This window comes from Moritella sp. JT01 (assembly GCF_001574435.1).
Taxonomy (GTDB): domain Bacteria; phylum Pseudomonadota; class Gammaproteobacteria; order Enterobacterales; family Moritellaceae; genus Moritella.
Map to the genome: position 1 here is coordinate 89966 of NZ_LOCN01000006.1, position 16017 is coordinate 105982.

Annotated in this window: 13 protein-coding genes; 8 read left to right on the plus strand and 5 right to left on the minus strand. The window is 39.1% G+C overall.

What is annotated here, in order from left to right:
- Window positions 1–196: 196 nt before the first annotated feature.
- A complete protein-coding gene (locus AKG98_RS05540; RefSeq protein ID WP_067042600.1) occupies window positions 197–2233 on the plus strand; it encodes a hypothetical protein in 2037 nt (678 codons plus the stop codon).
- Between the two features lie 63 nt (window positions 2234–2296).
- Here the strand turns inward: AKG98_RS05540 and AKG98_RS05545 are convergent, their stop codons facing one another.
- The 3 genes from AKG98_RS05545 to AKG98_RS05555 all read right to left on the minus strand — a co-directional run bounded on the left by AKG98_RS05545 (window position 2297) and on the right by AKG98_RS05555 (window position 4038).
- Complete coding sequence (locus AKG98_RS05545; RefSeq protein ID WP_067042604.1) at window positions 2297–2842, minus strand: hypothetical protein; 546 nt, start codon at window positions 2840–2842, stop codon at window positions 2297–2299.
- A 78-nt stretch (window positions 2843–2920) separates the two neighbouring features.
- Entirely contained in the window at window positions 2921–3325 is a 405-nt protein-coding gene (locus tag AKG98_RS05550) for a hypothetical protein (protein ID WP_157534070.1), read from the minus strand.
- Window positions 3326–3507: 182 nt separating this feature from the next.
- Window positions 3508–4038, minus strand: a complete 531-nt coding sequence (locus AKG98_RS05555) for an NADPH-dependent FMN reductase (protein WP_067042609.1) — start codon at window positions 4036–4038, stop codon at window positions 3508–3510.
- Window positions 4039–4287: 249 nt separating this feature from the next.
- Between AKG98_RS05555 and norR the strand changes: the two genes are divergently transcribed.
- The gene (gene norR / locus AKG98_RS05560) at window positions 4288–5853 is read left to right on the plus strand and encodes a nitric oxide reductase transcriptional regulator NorR (RefSeq protein WP_067042612.1); all 1566 of its coding nucleotides are present in this window, start codon (window positions 4288–4290) and stop codon (window positions 5851–5853) included.
- Window positions 5854–6276: 423 nt separating this feature from the next.
- Here the strand turns inward: norR and AKG98_RS05565 are convergent, their stop codons facing one another.
- A complete protein-coding gene (locus AKG98_RS05565; RefSeq protein WP_067042615.1) occupies window positions 6277–6840 on the minus strand; it encodes a hypothetical protein in 564 nt (187 codons plus the stop codon).
- A gap of 541 nt (window positions 6841–7381) precedes the next feature.
- On the opposite strand from AKG98_RS05565, the gene hcp reads away from it, so the two are divergent.
- The 5 genes from hcp (at window position 7382) to AKG98_RS05600 (ending at window position 14045) form a co-directional block, all read left to right on the plus strand.
- The gene (gene hcp / locus AKG98_RS05575; protein WP_067042621.1) at window positions 7382–9046 is read left to right on the plus strand and encodes a hydroxylamine reductase; all 1665 of its coding nucleotides are present in this window, start codon (window positions 7382–7384) and stop codon (window positions 9044–9046) included.
- A gap of 128 nt (window positions 9047–9174) precedes the next feature.
- Window positions 9175–10503, plus strand: a complete 1329-nt coding sequence (locus tag AKG98_RS05580) for a hybrid-cluster NAD(P)-dependent oxidoreductase (protein WP_067042624.1) — start codon at window positions 9175–9177, stop codon at window positions 10501–10503.
- A gap of 241 nt (window positions 10504–10744) precedes the next feature.
- Entirely contained in the window at window positions 10745–12265 is a 1521-nt protein-coding gene (locus tag AKG98_RS05585) for an aldehyde dehydrogenase family protein (RefSeq protein WP_067042625.1), read from the plus strand.
- Window positions 12266–12409: 144 nt separating this feature from the next.
- Window positions 12410–13267, plus strand: coding sequence for an N-acetylmuramoyl-L-alanine amidase-like domain-containing protein (locus AKG98_RS05590; protein ID WP_083543887.1), 858 nt, complete (start codon window positions 12410–12412; stop codon window positions 13265–13267).
- Window positions 13268–13613: 346 nt separating this feature from the next.
- Window positions 13614–14045 carry a hypothetical protein gene (locus tag AKG98_RS05600; RefSeq protein WP_067042631.1) on the plus strand — a complete coding sequence of 144 codons (432 nt, stop codon included), beginning with the start codon at window positions 13614–13616 and terminating at the stop codon, window positions 14043–14045.
- Between the two features lie 121 nt (window positions 14046–14166).
- Here the strand turns inward: AKG98_RS05600 and AKG98_RS05605 are convergent, their stop codons facing one another.
- Window positions 14167–14919 (minus strand): prephenate dehydratase domain-containing protein, encoded by a 753-nt coding sequence (locus AKG98_RS05605; protein WP_067042634.1) that lies wholly within the window; start codon window positions 14917–14919, stop codon window positions 14167–14169.
- 297 nt (window positions 14920–15216) lie between these two features.
- Between AKG98_RS05605 and hutC the strand changes: the two genes are divergently transcribed.
- The gene (hutC, locus tag AKG98_RS05610) at window positions 15217–15921 is read left to right on the plus strand and encodes a histidine utilization repressor (RefSeq protein ID WP_067042637.1); all 705 of its coding nucleotides are present in this window, start codon (window positions 15217–15219) and stop codon (window positions 15919–15921) included.
- Window positions 15922–16017 lie beyond the last annotated feature (96 nt).

The window sequence follows — 16017 nt, forward strand, 5'->3', positions numbered from 1 at the left end:
TCCCTTTAAATGTAGATTTAAATAACCTAATGAAAACTATAGTCAAACATAAAATTTCGCATATAATAACGATAATGATATCGATTATCAATTGTATTTGATCGGTATGCTCCGATAATATTCTTTAATGAACTAAAAGTGACCATAATACGAACAATGGTTAGTATTAAATTTCAACAAGCGAAGTATTATTTTTATGAATGGAAAGTACAAACTGTCGAAAATAGCGACTATTTTAGCAAGCTGTAGCCTTGTTATTAGCTGTGGTGGCGAACAAACAAGTAAGACAACATCTGATATTTACGACTACAGTAAATTACCAATTTGCTTGGATGCAGATCGTAATAATGCGTGCGGTCAACAAGAGGAGCAAGTACCGAGCTTAGAGAGTGTTTCTAGTGCTAATACGGCACCTTACTTAATTGATAATTCGGGGTATTTTCTCACCGCGACAGCGAGTGCAGCAGTAATCAGCCCATTCACAACCTTAATCCAAAATGAAGTACTGTTTAACCCGCAAGTCGCGGGTAGTGAAGAGCAAGCTAAAGCACTTTTAAAGCAGCTTTTTGGAAGTAAATATAACATTGATTTTTATAAACTAAATGATATGCACGGTCCAAAAGAGCCAACTAAATTATTACTTGCTTCATTCAAACATGCACTGTCCTTGCAAGGTGATTCAAAAGCGTTAAAAATCTCGGCTGCTGTTGATAAAATGGTGAGCAGTCGTAATTTTGATATTACCAAAAGCTTGTCACAAGCAGATTTAGACAATAGCTATGTTAACTTGAGTAACCGCTATCTAATCCCAGGTTCTTATCCTGTAAATACTTTCTTTTCATCCTCTCCAATTACCATGAATGAAAATACAGGTATGTTACTTGCCCTCGCCTACGGTGATAAATTATTACAAGTTGATACCACGACTGGCTCGAGTAAATTATTTACACCAACAAGTACAACACCATCACTACCGAGTATGTCGACATTTGATGATCATGATGATGATGATGACGATGACGATGATGACGATGACGATGACTGTGATGATGACGATTACGGCTATAAGGATCACTGTGGAGGAAAAACCCAACTCACATCCATAATGACATTTGCAGCACAAGGTAAACACGATAAGAACGCTTATTTAATTTATCAACCGACTATTTATGGTGACAATGCTGTCAGTAATACATGTAATAGCACGGGTAATAATGGTATTTATCTAACCGAATTAGGTAAAAATAGCAAAGCATCGCCTTTATCTTCCGCACTAAGTATAGATACGTTCAGCAAGGCGTCAGGTGGAGGTCAAATAACACCTGTAGAACCATCTCTACCCGATTCATCGGCTGACTGTAAGAACAACCATATCAATAACTTAGTTGTTTCTTACAATCAAAACTGGGTAACGGCCGTGTTTACAAATGGTTACGGGGCAAATGCTGAATTACAACAATTATCAAGCTCAACATTAAAGCAAACTGGTAAGCGTTATACGTTATCTTCAAGTCAACCTAATCTCATATTGAGCAAAGAGCAAAAGCTATTACTGGTGCTACAAACATCAGGAACCGCCGCAGCAGTTGTCGATGCCGAAACGTTGGCTCTGCGTAGCGAAATCATTAAAGACAATATTGATTTTGCCGCCTTCGTCAATGACGATAAATATTTGATTGTCAGTGATAAAACCAATACCTTAAGTTGGTTTGATATAACTCAGCCAACATCACCGAATGCGACCTTAGTATTGCCCGAAAACGTAACTAAATTAGCTTCCGATCCAACAGGTAAGTTTAGTGCCGCACTCACCAATAAAAAAATATATCTCATTGATAATAAATCACAAACCGTTATCCATTCACAGGCTTATTCGCAACGATATGTCTACGGTATGAGCATGTTAAGTAACCGCATCATTATTAGTCGTTCAGGGGCTATTGATTACATCCAATTTGATAATTTGACTGGTTCACCGATTAAAGTGGCAGAGCAGATGCTATCAAAAGACTTGCTAACTCGCTGGTCTACTATCTCAGGCCGTTCATTAGTGGCAATGACATTAGCTGAATTATTACAAGATAGTGGCGAAGAAGATGCCATAAGTCAGCCATTTAGTGGCATTGATTTGCAATGGCGACCAACAAGCGCAACAACAGTTGAAGAGGTAAAAGAAGTCGTGATTAGCGGTGTTTATCGCGATGAACGTATCAGCTTATCTAAAGTGATATAAGTTCTGAATAAACCTATCTAACCGCCTTTCACCTTGATAGGTTTATTCAACATTGTAGCTGTATTAGTACTTTGTTTTCGTGTTATTCACTAACTGACTTAACATCACTGATAAACGTTCAATTTTGATATTGGATAACTGTCGGTAATCAAAATAAGGGCAAACAATTAAACGCTTTGCAGTATCAATAGCAAATTCTTCATCTAACCAAATTAAGTTAGCCTTTAATTCACTGGATGCTAATAGCTGCTTGGCATAAGTACGTCCACATATAATGTGAATAGTCTGCGCATTAGCATCAAACAGAGGTGGACTAAACAATAATGCTGTTTCACTCCCCGCTTGTAACAAATATTTATCTCGATACATTTGCCAAGTAGGCGCCCGCTGCGCAAAATCAAAGTCAGTCGGGTTTAATGCATACAACAATTTGGCATAGACGTTAAAGACTTTACGCCAGCCATTGCCGCATGCTTGACCTATGGCATTAACTTCTCCAGTCACCAGTGAACTAACGCTATTTATACCTTGGTACTCCAACATATTGGGAGTATTTGCTAGGTACACAGCAAAAGTAAATTTAGAACAACCAAGACCTTTGTTTGTCATCACGCACTACGCCTATATTTCTATTATTAAACAGCGCGTATTATACATAGCTATAAGCAACTTAAAACACGCTTCAGCTTAACCAAGCACAGAAACACCCGACGCTTTTATTATTGATAAAATTAAGCCCATTGAGAACACCGTATTTACAACCAGAAAAATTAAAGATATCGATATCGCTAATCCATTATCACGATACTTACCGACCAAATAATTAAACACTTTCCGAATCATTGCCAGAGCAATAAAAAATAAACTCACGCCAGACACAATACCGATAACTAATGGTACAACGTCACTGGTTTTATCATATATGACAAATAATAGACCCGTTACGCCTAGCCAGCCTAACCATGAAAACCACAAGTTAGCATACTTTTTATCGAGCGCTAGTTCGCCCAAATCAATCAATATTTGAAAGAAAATAACGGCAATACTCTTATTTCCCGAACTGCTTCCAGTTCTATTTCCAGACCTATTCATAGCGACACTACCCCAAGTTATAAGTGATTGTTTATAATAACTTCCTTGTGTCTAATCACTGTTGATACGACACACTTATCATCATTACATTACTTAGTTATAAGCATCAAACTAAAATCCAGATTAAACAAAAGTTTAATCACGAATGAGATGAAAGTATGGTTGATAAGAGATCACATAATTCAGTTATTCACGTCAACGGTACCGACGTAAAAAGCATTAATCGCTGATTGTATCGATTCTGACATAACATGATCTTCCACTATACCTTCTCCCGTTAAGTTACTACCCAGTAACGGGACAGTGATGCATGCGCTATCTATGATATTTCCAGACATGGTACGAACGATTTCGTACAAAGAGTCCAATGCGTGCGAGGCTCGTGGTGAGGTATTAAAAATAGCGACAGGCATATCAACAAATTCTTCTCCACTCACCAGCCAATCGAGGGCGTTCTTTAAAACACCGCTAATGCCATGTGCATATTCAGGACTCGATAAGAAAAGACCATCAGTCTCTGCAAGGCTATTTTTAAAGGCGATTACACTCACAACTGTATTTGGATCTATATCTGGATTGAACAGCGGTATGCTGCCCAATTCATCAAAAAATGTAATTTCAATATTTTCTGGTGCTAGCGCTTTCATTGCCTTAAGCAGAGCCGTGTTATAAGAGTCTTTTCTTAGACTTCCCGATATTGCTAATATCTTCATTTAAAAATCCTTCTTTCTATCAGTGCTTGCTCATCATTAAGTATTAAACTTTGCGTCCATAATACAGTGATTTTTATTTATAAAACCACCTAGAAATCAGCCTTCAAAATAATACTTAATAAAATAATCCCTTATAATATTAATCAAGATCAACAAAGCTTTTGTTATCCAAGCCTTTCTGCACACAAGTATTTACAGCCATTAACCTCGATGTAAAAATCACATCACTCTCGATATTAAGGCCTATGTATGCAGACTCCTCTCGACCAAGCGATGTTACAAATTGCACTCGATCTCAATTTAAATTTACCGCCAGGTCATCATTACCAGCGTTTGATGCAGTCGTTACAGTCGGTTCTACCTTGTGATGCAAGTGCTTTGTTCATTCTTGACGATGAAGGGTTATTGTCTGCAGCTGCCGTCAATGGCTTATCAGATGAAGTATTAGGTCAAAAATTCGATCCGCAGCAGCACCCTCGCCTACAAGCTATTCTAGCCAACCGAGAACCTGTACGCTTTCCCGCAAGTTCAACCTTGCCCGACCCCTTTGACGGGTTATTAAAAAACGATCCTAATCGGTCGATAGACGTGCATGACTGCATGGGTTGTAGCTTATATGTTGAAGATCATTTGGTTGGCCTTATCACCCTTGATGCCATGCAGGTCGGTGCTTTTAAGCGCATTGACGATATAACCGTTGCCACCTTTGCAGCATTAGCAGCTGCAACCATTCGTAATGTAAATCAAGTTGAAGCCCTACGAAAAAGCCACCAGCAACAGCAAAATATGAACCAAGTTCTCATTCAAGAAGCCCGGAATAAAGGTGGTGCATTGGTCGGTATCAGTCCCGAAATGCAAGCCCTGCGTAACAATATTAACATGGTGGCTTATTCCAATTACGCTGTATTAATCAGTGGTGAAACAGGCACAGGGAAAGAGTTAGTCGCCCATGCTGTCCACTCCAATTCCTCACGCGCAACACAACCGATGATTTACGTAAACTGCGCGGCATTGCCCGAAAGTCTGGCTGAAAGTGAATTATTTGGTCATGTTAAGGGCGCATTTACAGGTGCCATCAGCAATCGGGCGGGTAAATTTGAGTTGGCCGATGGCGGCACTATATTCTTAGATGAAATTGGTGAGTTACCCTTATTAATGCAGGCCAAACTACTGCGCGTTATTCAGCAGGGTGAAGTACAGCGAGTCGGTGCAGATAAGAACTTAATGATAAATGTCCGCATTATCGCTGCAACTAACCGTAATTTAACCGAAGAAGTCGCAGCAGGCCGCTTTCGTAGTGACCTGTTCCACCGTTTAAATGTATTTCCTATTAACGTGCCACCACTGCGAGACCGCAGAGGGGATGTCGCGGTATTATCTGGGCATATTCTTGATAGGGTTCGTTCACAATTTAATGTGGCTAAATTGCAACTGCACCCACAAGCATTAACCGCACTTAATCACTACAGTTGGCCGGGGAACGTACGCGAATTAGAACATACCTTAATGCGTGCAGGGTTACGGGCTATTCAAACACAACAAAGCCTGATTCTACAGCAGCACTTATCCGATGAAGTAAGCCAGACTGCCTCATTCGATGCAGAAACAGAAATAAATGACTTGCCTGCGACATCATTTGAACTACGGGGCGCAGTAGAAGTGTATCAAACCAAGCTCATTTCGCATGCCCTGCTGCAATCAAACTTTGTTTGGGCACAAGCCGCAGCATTTTTACAAATGGATCGCGGTAATTTATATAAAATGGGTAAAAAACTCGGCATTAAACCCAAAGAATTACGCGCAGCAATACTTTAGTTAAAGTTGCGCCGTTTTAGCCACGTCCTAAACAGAAATGATGTACTAATCACATCAATCTCGATGTAATTAGTGCATCCACAGGTCAAACACAAAACAAATAAATATCAACAAGATAAAAGTTAGCATGCTCAATGCAATATAGATTCCGAGATCATCGTTAATTCGATATCAATAATATAATTATAATGGAGTCTTAAATGTTCTGTATCCAATGTGAGAAAACGGTTCAAACACCTGTGTCGAAAGGCTGTTTTATACTCAAGGTATGTGTGGTAAAACGGCTGCTGCAGCATACATGGAACACGCCAATGTACTTGGTCAGAGCGACGAAGCAGTAAATGAGGAATACCATCAGATCATGGCATTCTTAGGTACTGAGCCGACAGATTCAAATTCCACCATTTATCCTATTGATATCAATTATATTTTGGTGATGGTATGACTATAAAGCCATTTTTTTAGTAATCTCGTCATAATAGGCATAGCAACTAACGACATTGTTAAGGTGATCACTGCCGTAGCAATAGCTTTAACAATTAAGCTGGGTAAATAAGGGGCCATGGTTACCGTTAATAAAGGCTGTATGGTTAACATAAGGGTAAATATTACGATATACGTCAGTAAAATGCTTTTCCAGCGAGGGGGGACGGCGTTTCTGACAGTGAACCAATATTCAAAACCATTGCACTGAGTGATATAGCTCTGTTTAAGTGAATCATCTAATAAGCCTAAACAATCCTTTCTTTCTTGAGACTTCTGCCATATTTCAAACCCTTCGACAGAAGAAAAGCGTACTATCGCGTGATAGTTACCTGCTTTATGTTCAGGTCTTATGATTGTTACTCCCAAGTAGTCCTGGGTCACAGTAGCGGCTGATGCAGAAACCGTCTTAAGCCATAACTCATATTCAGCAGCTTTCGCTGCTGGTACATTTCGACTAATGGTATATGTGATTAAGTCATCGCTATCATAAGTATTATCCATTGCTAATTCCCCAGACCAATTTATTTATTCCAATCAGCGTCATCCAAAAATAAGTATTCGTCTGCGATGCAGCCATTTACCCAGAGAACCCACGCCACAATGCGAATTGATAACTTTTTTCCTGCAGGTGGATTATAGCACCATTTGTCAATTGTATTGTCGCTGAGAATATATAAGTAGTTACGCTCATACCCTATCGTGCGGCCAAAATCCCCATCAAAAGCCAGTAAAGAACCCCGCGAGATTGCCGTGGCAACCATACCTTAATGCGTGCAGGGTTACGGGCCATTCAAGCACAACAGAGCCTGATTCTACAGCAGCACTTATCCGATGAAGTAAGCCAGACTGCCTCATTCGATACAGGAACAGAAATGATGTACTAATCACATCAATATCGATGTAGTTAGTACATCAAACTCAACATCAAAAAACATAAAACCGATAAATATCAACAAGATAAAAGTTGGCACGCTCAGTGCAGTATAGATTCAGAGATCATCGTTAAATCGATATCAATAATATAATTATAATGGAGTCTTAAATGTTCTGTATTCAATGTGAGCAAACTGTTCAAACCCCTGTGTCGAAAGGCTGTTCTTATACTCAAGGTATGTGTGGTAAAACGGCTGATGTTTCAGACCTACAAGACGTACTGGTATTTAATTTACAAGGCGTGTCTTTTTGGGCCGAGCTAGCACGTAAATACAACATCATTGATGCCGAAATCGATGCTTGGGCACCACGTGCATTCTTCTCTACGTTAACCAACGTTAACTTTGTGCCAGAGCGTATAACTGAATACACTGAAATTGCAGAGCGTTACAAGATACAACTACGCACGCAAGTAATGGCAGCTGCAGCAGCGGCGGGCGAAGCGTTACCTGAATTATCTCCAGCAGCGCAATTTGTATTACCAGCAACAGCTGAAGAAGTCATGAATTTTGCACCCGAAGCGGCGGTTAACCGTGGCCATGACGAATTACACGAAGACATCATTGGTCTGCGTTTATTATGCTTATACGGCCTTAAAGGTGCTGCAGCATACATGGAACACGCCAATGTACTTGGTCAGAGCGACGAAGCAGTAAACGGGGAATACCATCAGATCATGGCATTCTTAGGCACTGAACCGACGGATGCAAATACGTTATTAGAAACATCGATGCAAATTGGTTTACTAAACTACCGAATTATGGAAATGCTAGACAAGGGTGAAACAGATACTTTTGGTCATCCACAACCAACGCAAGTAAACGTAAAACCGATTGCAGGTAAATGTATTCTAGTTTCGGGTCATGACTTACATGATTTAGAAAAGATCCTGCAACAAACCGAAGGCAAAGGCATCAATGTTTATACCAACGGTGAAATGTTACCTGCACACGGTTACCCAGAACTGAACAAATACCGACACTTGGTTGGTAACTTCGGTAGTGCTTGGCAAAATCAGCAAAAAGAATTCGCTAACTTCCCCGGTGCTATCGTGATGACATCTAACTGTCTAATCAATCCGAATGTGGGTCAATACGCAGATCGTCTATTCACCCGTAGTATTGTTGGCTGGCCTGGCGTTGTTCATATTGAAGGCGATGATTTCGCACAAGTGATCGAATGTGCCTTAGCTCAATCTGGTATTGCGCACACAGAAATTGAACACAAAATCACAGTTGGCTTTGGCCGTAATGCATTAATGGAAGCTGCACCTGCCGTTATCAAGGAAGTGAAAGCAGGTAATATCAAACATTTCTTCTTAATTGGTGGTTGTGACGGTGATAAATCCGAACGCAGTTACTTCACTGATTTAGCCGTGAATACGCCGAAAGATTCGGTTGTATTAACCTTGGCTTGTGGTAAATACCGTTTCAACAAAAAAGAATTTGGCGATATCAATGGTATCCCACGTTTATTAGATGTTGGTCAATGTAACGATACTTACTCCGCTATCCAACTGGTATTAGCATTAGCAGAAGAGTTTGATTGCGGCGTGAACGATCTACCACTAAGCATCGTATTGTCTTGGTTTGAACAAAAAGCCATTGTGGTACTGCTGACGTTATTCGCGTTAGGTATCAAAGGTATTTATACCGGTCCTACAGCGCCAGCGTTCTTGACTGATAACTTGATCAAAGCATTACAAGATAACTTTGATATGCGCAGTATTGGTGACGTTGATACTGATTTAGCGACCATGTTAGCGGGTAAGTAATGCTAGCTAATAAATAGTACTCGCTAATACATAGCGATCATAATCGGCATTGGTTAAAGACGTTTGACTTTAATCAATGCTTATCCCCCACGTTCAAACCTTCAATTATCACTGCGATAGGTGCAATAATGTCTTCTTCAAATACGCCGTCTTCAACGCTTTCTTCACCAGTACTTAAGCCCCTAAAACTATCGACGCCGAAACCTTCATCACCAAAACTGACAACGCCAAAGCTTAGTTTTTCTCTCGGTGGTGATAATTCAACGATCACAACAAAACCAAGCTCAGCAAAACCATCATCAAAGCTTTCAACACCAAAACTGAGTTTCTCACTTGGTGAAACAATCACTAAGCCCAGCTTAAAACCAGCAACATGGTCGCCTTCAACAACGCCATTAGTCTTAGTTAAGCGTGAATCAGAAACCCATGACTCGATGAGCTTTACCTTTACTTCAGCAGATCAAGCACAGTTTGATTTTAAGCCAGGTCAATTCGTCACTTTAGCAGTGAAGATAGAAAATAAAACCCATTATCGCGCCTATTCAATTAGCTCAGTACCACAACAAAAACAATTACGTTTGACCATTAAACGCGTACCCGATGGCTTAGTCTCTAACTGGCTTGCAGATAACTTAAGTATCGGTGATAGCTTGTCAGCATTAAACATTGCGGGTCAATTCAATAGCAGTGATTGTAAGCACAAATCTAAACTGCTGCTTATCAGCGCAGGTTGTGGTATCACCCCAGTCATGTCGATAGCAAAGACATTATTAGCGCATAATAGCGATGCTGACATTGAATTTTTACATTGTGCTCGAGATAAAGACAACGTTATCTTCCATGATGAAATGCAGACCTTACTTGCTCAAAATAGCAATTTTAAAGTGCAATTGCTGTTGGAAAACAGCGATGGTTTTGCGAGTTTTAGTGCCGATGACAGTACTAATGAAAAGACGAATACCAGAGCCTTATCGCATCAAACCGGTATGGTAAGCGCCGACGTGATTCAACAGTTGTATCCAGATCTAAACCAACGCACTATTTTCCTATGCGGTCCTGTCGGCTTCATGAAAGCGGTTGAAAATATAGCCCAAGAAAGTGACTTTGATATGGCTAACTTTTTTCAAGAAAGCTTTACACCAGCAGCAGATAACAAACAACAAGACCAGATCGCATCAGGCGCTACAGAGGCAAGTGTCATGCTACACGTCCCTGACTTTGCGGTTGAAGCAGAAGTCATTCGAGGTTCATTGTTATTAGATGCATTAGAAAAGCATGGCGTTCCCGTTATTGGTGCATGTCGCGCCGGGGTTTGTGGATCTTGTAAGTGTAAAGTAACCAAAGGTTCGGTAAAGTCGACAAGTACCGAAACTCTCACCGAAGAAGAGATTGAACAAGGATTTGTATTAGCCTGCTCAAGTACTCTTAAGGATGATGTGACTGTCGCATTAAGCTAGTGAATCATCTTGTGGCTTAAATCCTGGTTCCCAATTCGATAATACAGCATCTCGCAAACTTCTACTGTGGGCTGAAAATCAAATTTTTCGAACCAGTTTTATATTACAGTTAATGCATTACGTTACACTTACCTCTAACAGGTTATATTCCATTACATTCCGTTACATTTCATTATGTTTCATTACATTTACATCGTGATAGGATTACTGCTCATCAAGACAATAACCAAAGGAAAGAGTTATGATCTATGCAGCACCTGGAACTCAAGATGCACTTGTTAATTTTAAACCTCGTTACCAAAATTTCATTGGTGGCCAATGGGTAGAGCCACAAAACGGCTGTTACTTTGATAATATTAGCCCAGTGAATGGCGAAGTCATCTGTCAGATCCCACGCTCAAATCACCTTGATATCGAACTTGCACTGGATGCCGCCCACAAAGCCAAAGATGCTTGGGGAACCACATCTGTTACTGCCCGTTCTAATATACTGCTAAAAATAGCCGATCGTTTAGAAGAAAACCTGACTCAACTAGCAGTAGCAGAAACCTGGGATAACGGTAAAGCAATTCGAGAAACCCTCGCTGCAGACATTCCTTTAGCGGTTGATCACTTCCGTTACTTCGCAGGCTGCTTACGCGCCCAAGAAGGCAGTATTGGGGAGATTGACGAGAACACAGTGTCTTATCACTTCCATGAACCATTAGGGGTTGTTGGTCAGATCATTCCTTGGAACTTCCCTATTCTCATGGCTGCATGGAAACTCGCACCCGCACTGGCCGCAGGTAACTGTGTGATCCTAAAGCCTGCAGAGCAAACACCTGCCTCTATTTTAGTATTAATGGAATTGATAGAAGATTTGCTACCACCCGGTGTACTGAATATCGTCAACGGTTACGGCGCTGAAGCAGGTCAAGCCCTTGCCAGCAGCACTCGTATCGCTAAGATTGCCTTTACCGGTTCTACACCCGTTGGCTCACATATTCTAAAATGTGCTGCCGAAAATATCATTCCTTCGACAGTCGAACTTGGCGGTAAATCACCGAACATCTTCTTCGCCGATATTATGGATCACGAAGATGCGTACCTGAGTAAATGTATCGAAGGTGTGGTATTAGCGTATTTCAATCAAGGTGAAGTTTGTAGCTGCCCATCACGCTTATTAGTACATGAAGATATCTATGATCAATTTATGACTAAGATCATCGAACGCACCAAGTTAATTAAACGTGGTAACCCATTGGATACCGAGACCATGGTGGGTGCGCAAGCATCGAAAGAGCAATTTGATAAGATCTTAAATTACATTCAAATAGGCAAGGAAGAAGGCGCTGAATTATTGATTGGAGGTGGAGTTGAAGAAATTCATACCGATTATGAAGACGGCTTCTATATCCAACCAACACTGCTTAAAGGCACAAATGATATGCGCATCTTCCAAGAAGAAATTTTTGGTCCGGTGATCGCAGTAACCACGTTCAAGACCGAAGAAGAAGCCCTAGCATTAGCCAATGATTCTGAATTTGGTTTAGGTGCCGGCGTTTGGAGTCGTGATATGAATGTAGCTTACCGTATGGGTCGTAAGATCCAAGCAGGCCGCGTGTGGACAAACTGCTATCACATATACCCTGCCCACGCAGCGTTTGGTGGATATAAAAAATCAGGTGTCGGCCGCGAAACTCATAAGGTGGCACTAGAACATTATCAACAGACTAAAAACTTACTCGTCAGTTATGACGTTAACCCGCTTGGTTTCTTCTAATTAACCTTCTATTTTGATTATTAAATTAGCAGCTTAACGGTTACCTCATTACCTTTAAGTTGCTAAATTAAACCTCTGCCCCAGATCAAAAACACCTCCAATTAGGAGGCCAAATTAAATAAACCACTAAAATGGATTTTTATTATGAAGTTAAAAGTTTTACCAATATCTTTACTCACAGCACTATTGTTTAGTACCTCAAATTATGCGGCACTAGGAGAGCATGATGTTAATTTTGACAACGATGCTTTAACTCATAAACATAAAGTTCGTGACTTTAAATTTTATGCATCTCTGTATGAGAAAAAATCTAATAAGCTTGATCGTATTTTACAAAGAAATCAAAGCAACCAAAAAAAGATTAAAGCTATTTCTAAATTATTCTTAAATTCGTCCTATGTGAAAAACCGTCTTATTGGCTCAGATATAGAAAAAGAAAGGTTTGTTGCAGATTTCAGAGCATTAGATTGTTTTACCTTTTTAGATTATGTAGAAGCTTTAAGAAAATCATATGATTTTTCATATGATTTTTCAGATAATTTAATTAACACGCGATATAAAAATAGTGAAGTGGATTTCTTATTAAGAAAACATTTCTTTTCAGACTGGACTTATGCAGATGATAATGGAGACAGAAATGCTGAAGATGTGACAGAATATTTAACAGATAATACGAAAACGATACAAAAAGAATTAAATCAAAAAGAGGATGGTGGAACTTACATCGCGGGATTAGCAATAACCTCAAGAAAAATAACATATATTCCAGGATATAGTATAGATAACAGCGTAGTGAATAATCTTAAAAATGGTGACTACATTGGTATATATACAAACATAAAAGGACTAGATGTAACCCATACGGGGATATTTATTAGAGGGAAGAATGGACCAGTATATAGAAATGCATCATCTATCTCTAAAAATATGAAAGTCGTTGATACACCATTTTTAGAATATGTCCAAGATAAACCAGGAATTGTAGTCTACAGAGCACTTTAAAATTTCGACCCTGTCTCGAAATATTGAAGCTGCTATGATACTAGTCAAGCGGTTATGTTCAATAGCCCCATATTGATGATTTTTATCTCATTTAATAACACATATTAACCACCCTACACCTGCCAATACAATTTACTACCAAAGGGGTACTAGTCTGTGTATGATATTACCAGCGCCACTTATTGGCTAGGGCTAGGGCTGGTACATTCACCATGTTGCACATTAATCACAGCCTTAATGGTACCCAAATTTTTCTTGGGACACTTAATGTGAAACCGATTTAAAAAGCTCATACCTAAAATAATAAATAATAAATAATAAATAATAAATAATAAATAGGATAATAATGAAAAAAATATCATTAATAATAGCGTCTTTACTTTGTAGCGCTAATAGCTTTGCTGACTCTATAACTCTATCAACAGATGGCAACATGAGTGATAGAAATATTTACATACTAAAAGTTTATAATAAAGACATGAACCCTAATAAACCACTGGGTATTTTGTGCACATATAACAATGACAACAAAGACTTATGCAAAGCTTATAGTGTAGATGAAAAAACAACATTAGCTCTTCCTACAAATTCAACATTTGAATTAAAACAAGCAGGTGCTTGGCAAGATTACTACGTGGGAACCATATCATCGACATCAGCGAATCAAACTCAATGTGATTATACAGTTCATATATCATACCCTGATGAGAATACAGAAGAAGTTAGTTTAGAAGGAAGCAACGGCTGTAAAATAATCAGGGCTAAATCGGTAAAGTAAAATCAGGGCTAATACAAATAATCCGGGTTATATCTATGCCAACTTAAAGATCAAAAAGACCTCCAATTAGGAGGTCATATCTCATAAACCACAACAAACTAAAACTTTGATTCGATAGATCTTACTTTTCAGTGATATTAATTGATGAACTTATTGCTTTATTCAGTTCAGTCCTTGCTTCCAACTCAGTTAAAAGAATATCTCGCTTTTCCACTTTGGCTAATAAAAAAGTAGTGTTATTATTTTTATTATCTTGAACACCTTTGGCAACTACAGCTAAATGAGGATACGTTGATTCAAGAACACAAGATCCTATCGCAGCAGTTCCTGCAGGATATTTATTTTGAGATACTTTTTCAGCTGCAGCAGCAGTGCCTTCTGGAACCGAAATTTCCTCTACATTTAATGAAGTTTTCCATTTATAAATTTGCTTTAATGCCGCAGGATGGGAAGCAATGTATTTTATTTCATTATTTTTCTTAATATCATCTGTATTCATCAACACACACATTTCAATCGGCATTGAAATTAAGGCTTTAACATCAATAATTCTATACTCCTGAACTGCTTTAACACTAGCTTGAACAAGATTACCTTTTATCGTTGAGTTTGTAACCGCTGCAAAGGCAAGCTGGTTATTCTCATCAGCTAATTTAAAAGCATTTTTAGGTGTGCCTGAAAATGTTACGCCAGCCCTTAGTTTTGGTTTCAGTGAAAATAATTGAGTTATTGCTGCATCATTAAAACTTCCTTTAGATGCTTGTACATACACGAGAGAATTTTTATTTGTACTTGTACTTGTACTCATAAACAATGCCAAACTAATAGTCAAAACAACCCCAGTAGATAGTATATATTTGTTAAGTTTCTTCAAAGCAACCGTTCCTTATATCCAAATATGGGTAGTTAATCATGATTTTCATTTTATTGTTATAAATACTTGTAACAAAAACAAAACAAGCTTCAAATTAATCAATAACTATCGAACTGTTAGCTTAACCATCAACAGAATACTCAAATGGTCTGCTATGTAAAATATAGTGAACTAACCCCCACACATAATAACTTGCATTTTATTGCTAACTAATAGATCATTTGTATAGTCAATTAAGTTTAATTGATTACTCCATTATACTGCTATTAAAGTTAGACGTTATTAAGGTTAGACGCTATGAACAGTTCGCCACGCTATATTCAGATCCAAGACTTCATTCTTGAAAAAATTAATTCTCACGTTTGGATACCTGGAAGCAAGATCCCGACAGAACTCGAATTAACCAAACAGTTTAGTGTCAGCCGCATGACGGTAAATAAAGCGATCCGCGATCTGGTCAACAAAGGTCTACTGGAAAGAACGCCGCGATTAGGTACATTTGTCTGCCAGAAAAAGGTGGAATCATCACTGAGTGATATTCGTAATATTGCTGATGAAATTCGCCAACGCGGCCGAACATACAGTAATAAAATCCTCCGTCAGGTAACGGTCCAAGCGGATGATGAGATAGCCATGAGATTGGGTGTTAGACTTGAAACAGCTATCTTTTTCAGTGAAATAATTCATTTTGAAGACGGTATCGCATTGCAACTGGAATTACGTTGGGTCAATCCAGAGTTTGCACCACTATACATTGAACAAGACTTTAATCTGGCTACACCCAATGAATACCTCACCAAAAACTGCCCATTAAGCTCTATTGAACATACTGTTGAAGCAATAATGCCAAGTGCCTCTATCCAGCAGCACTTGAATTTAACAGCGCAACAACCTTGCTTATTGCTCAATCGTCGCACGTGGAGCAAGCAAGATTTAATCAGTGTCGCCCTACTTTATCATCCAGCAGATAAATACAAACTCAGCCTAAAAGCCGAAATATAGCACCCACATTCAAATCATTATGCCAAACAATATGTCGGTTTTTTAAATCGACAACGATCATAAAACTCACTCAACTCATCAACAAAATCAGCACTT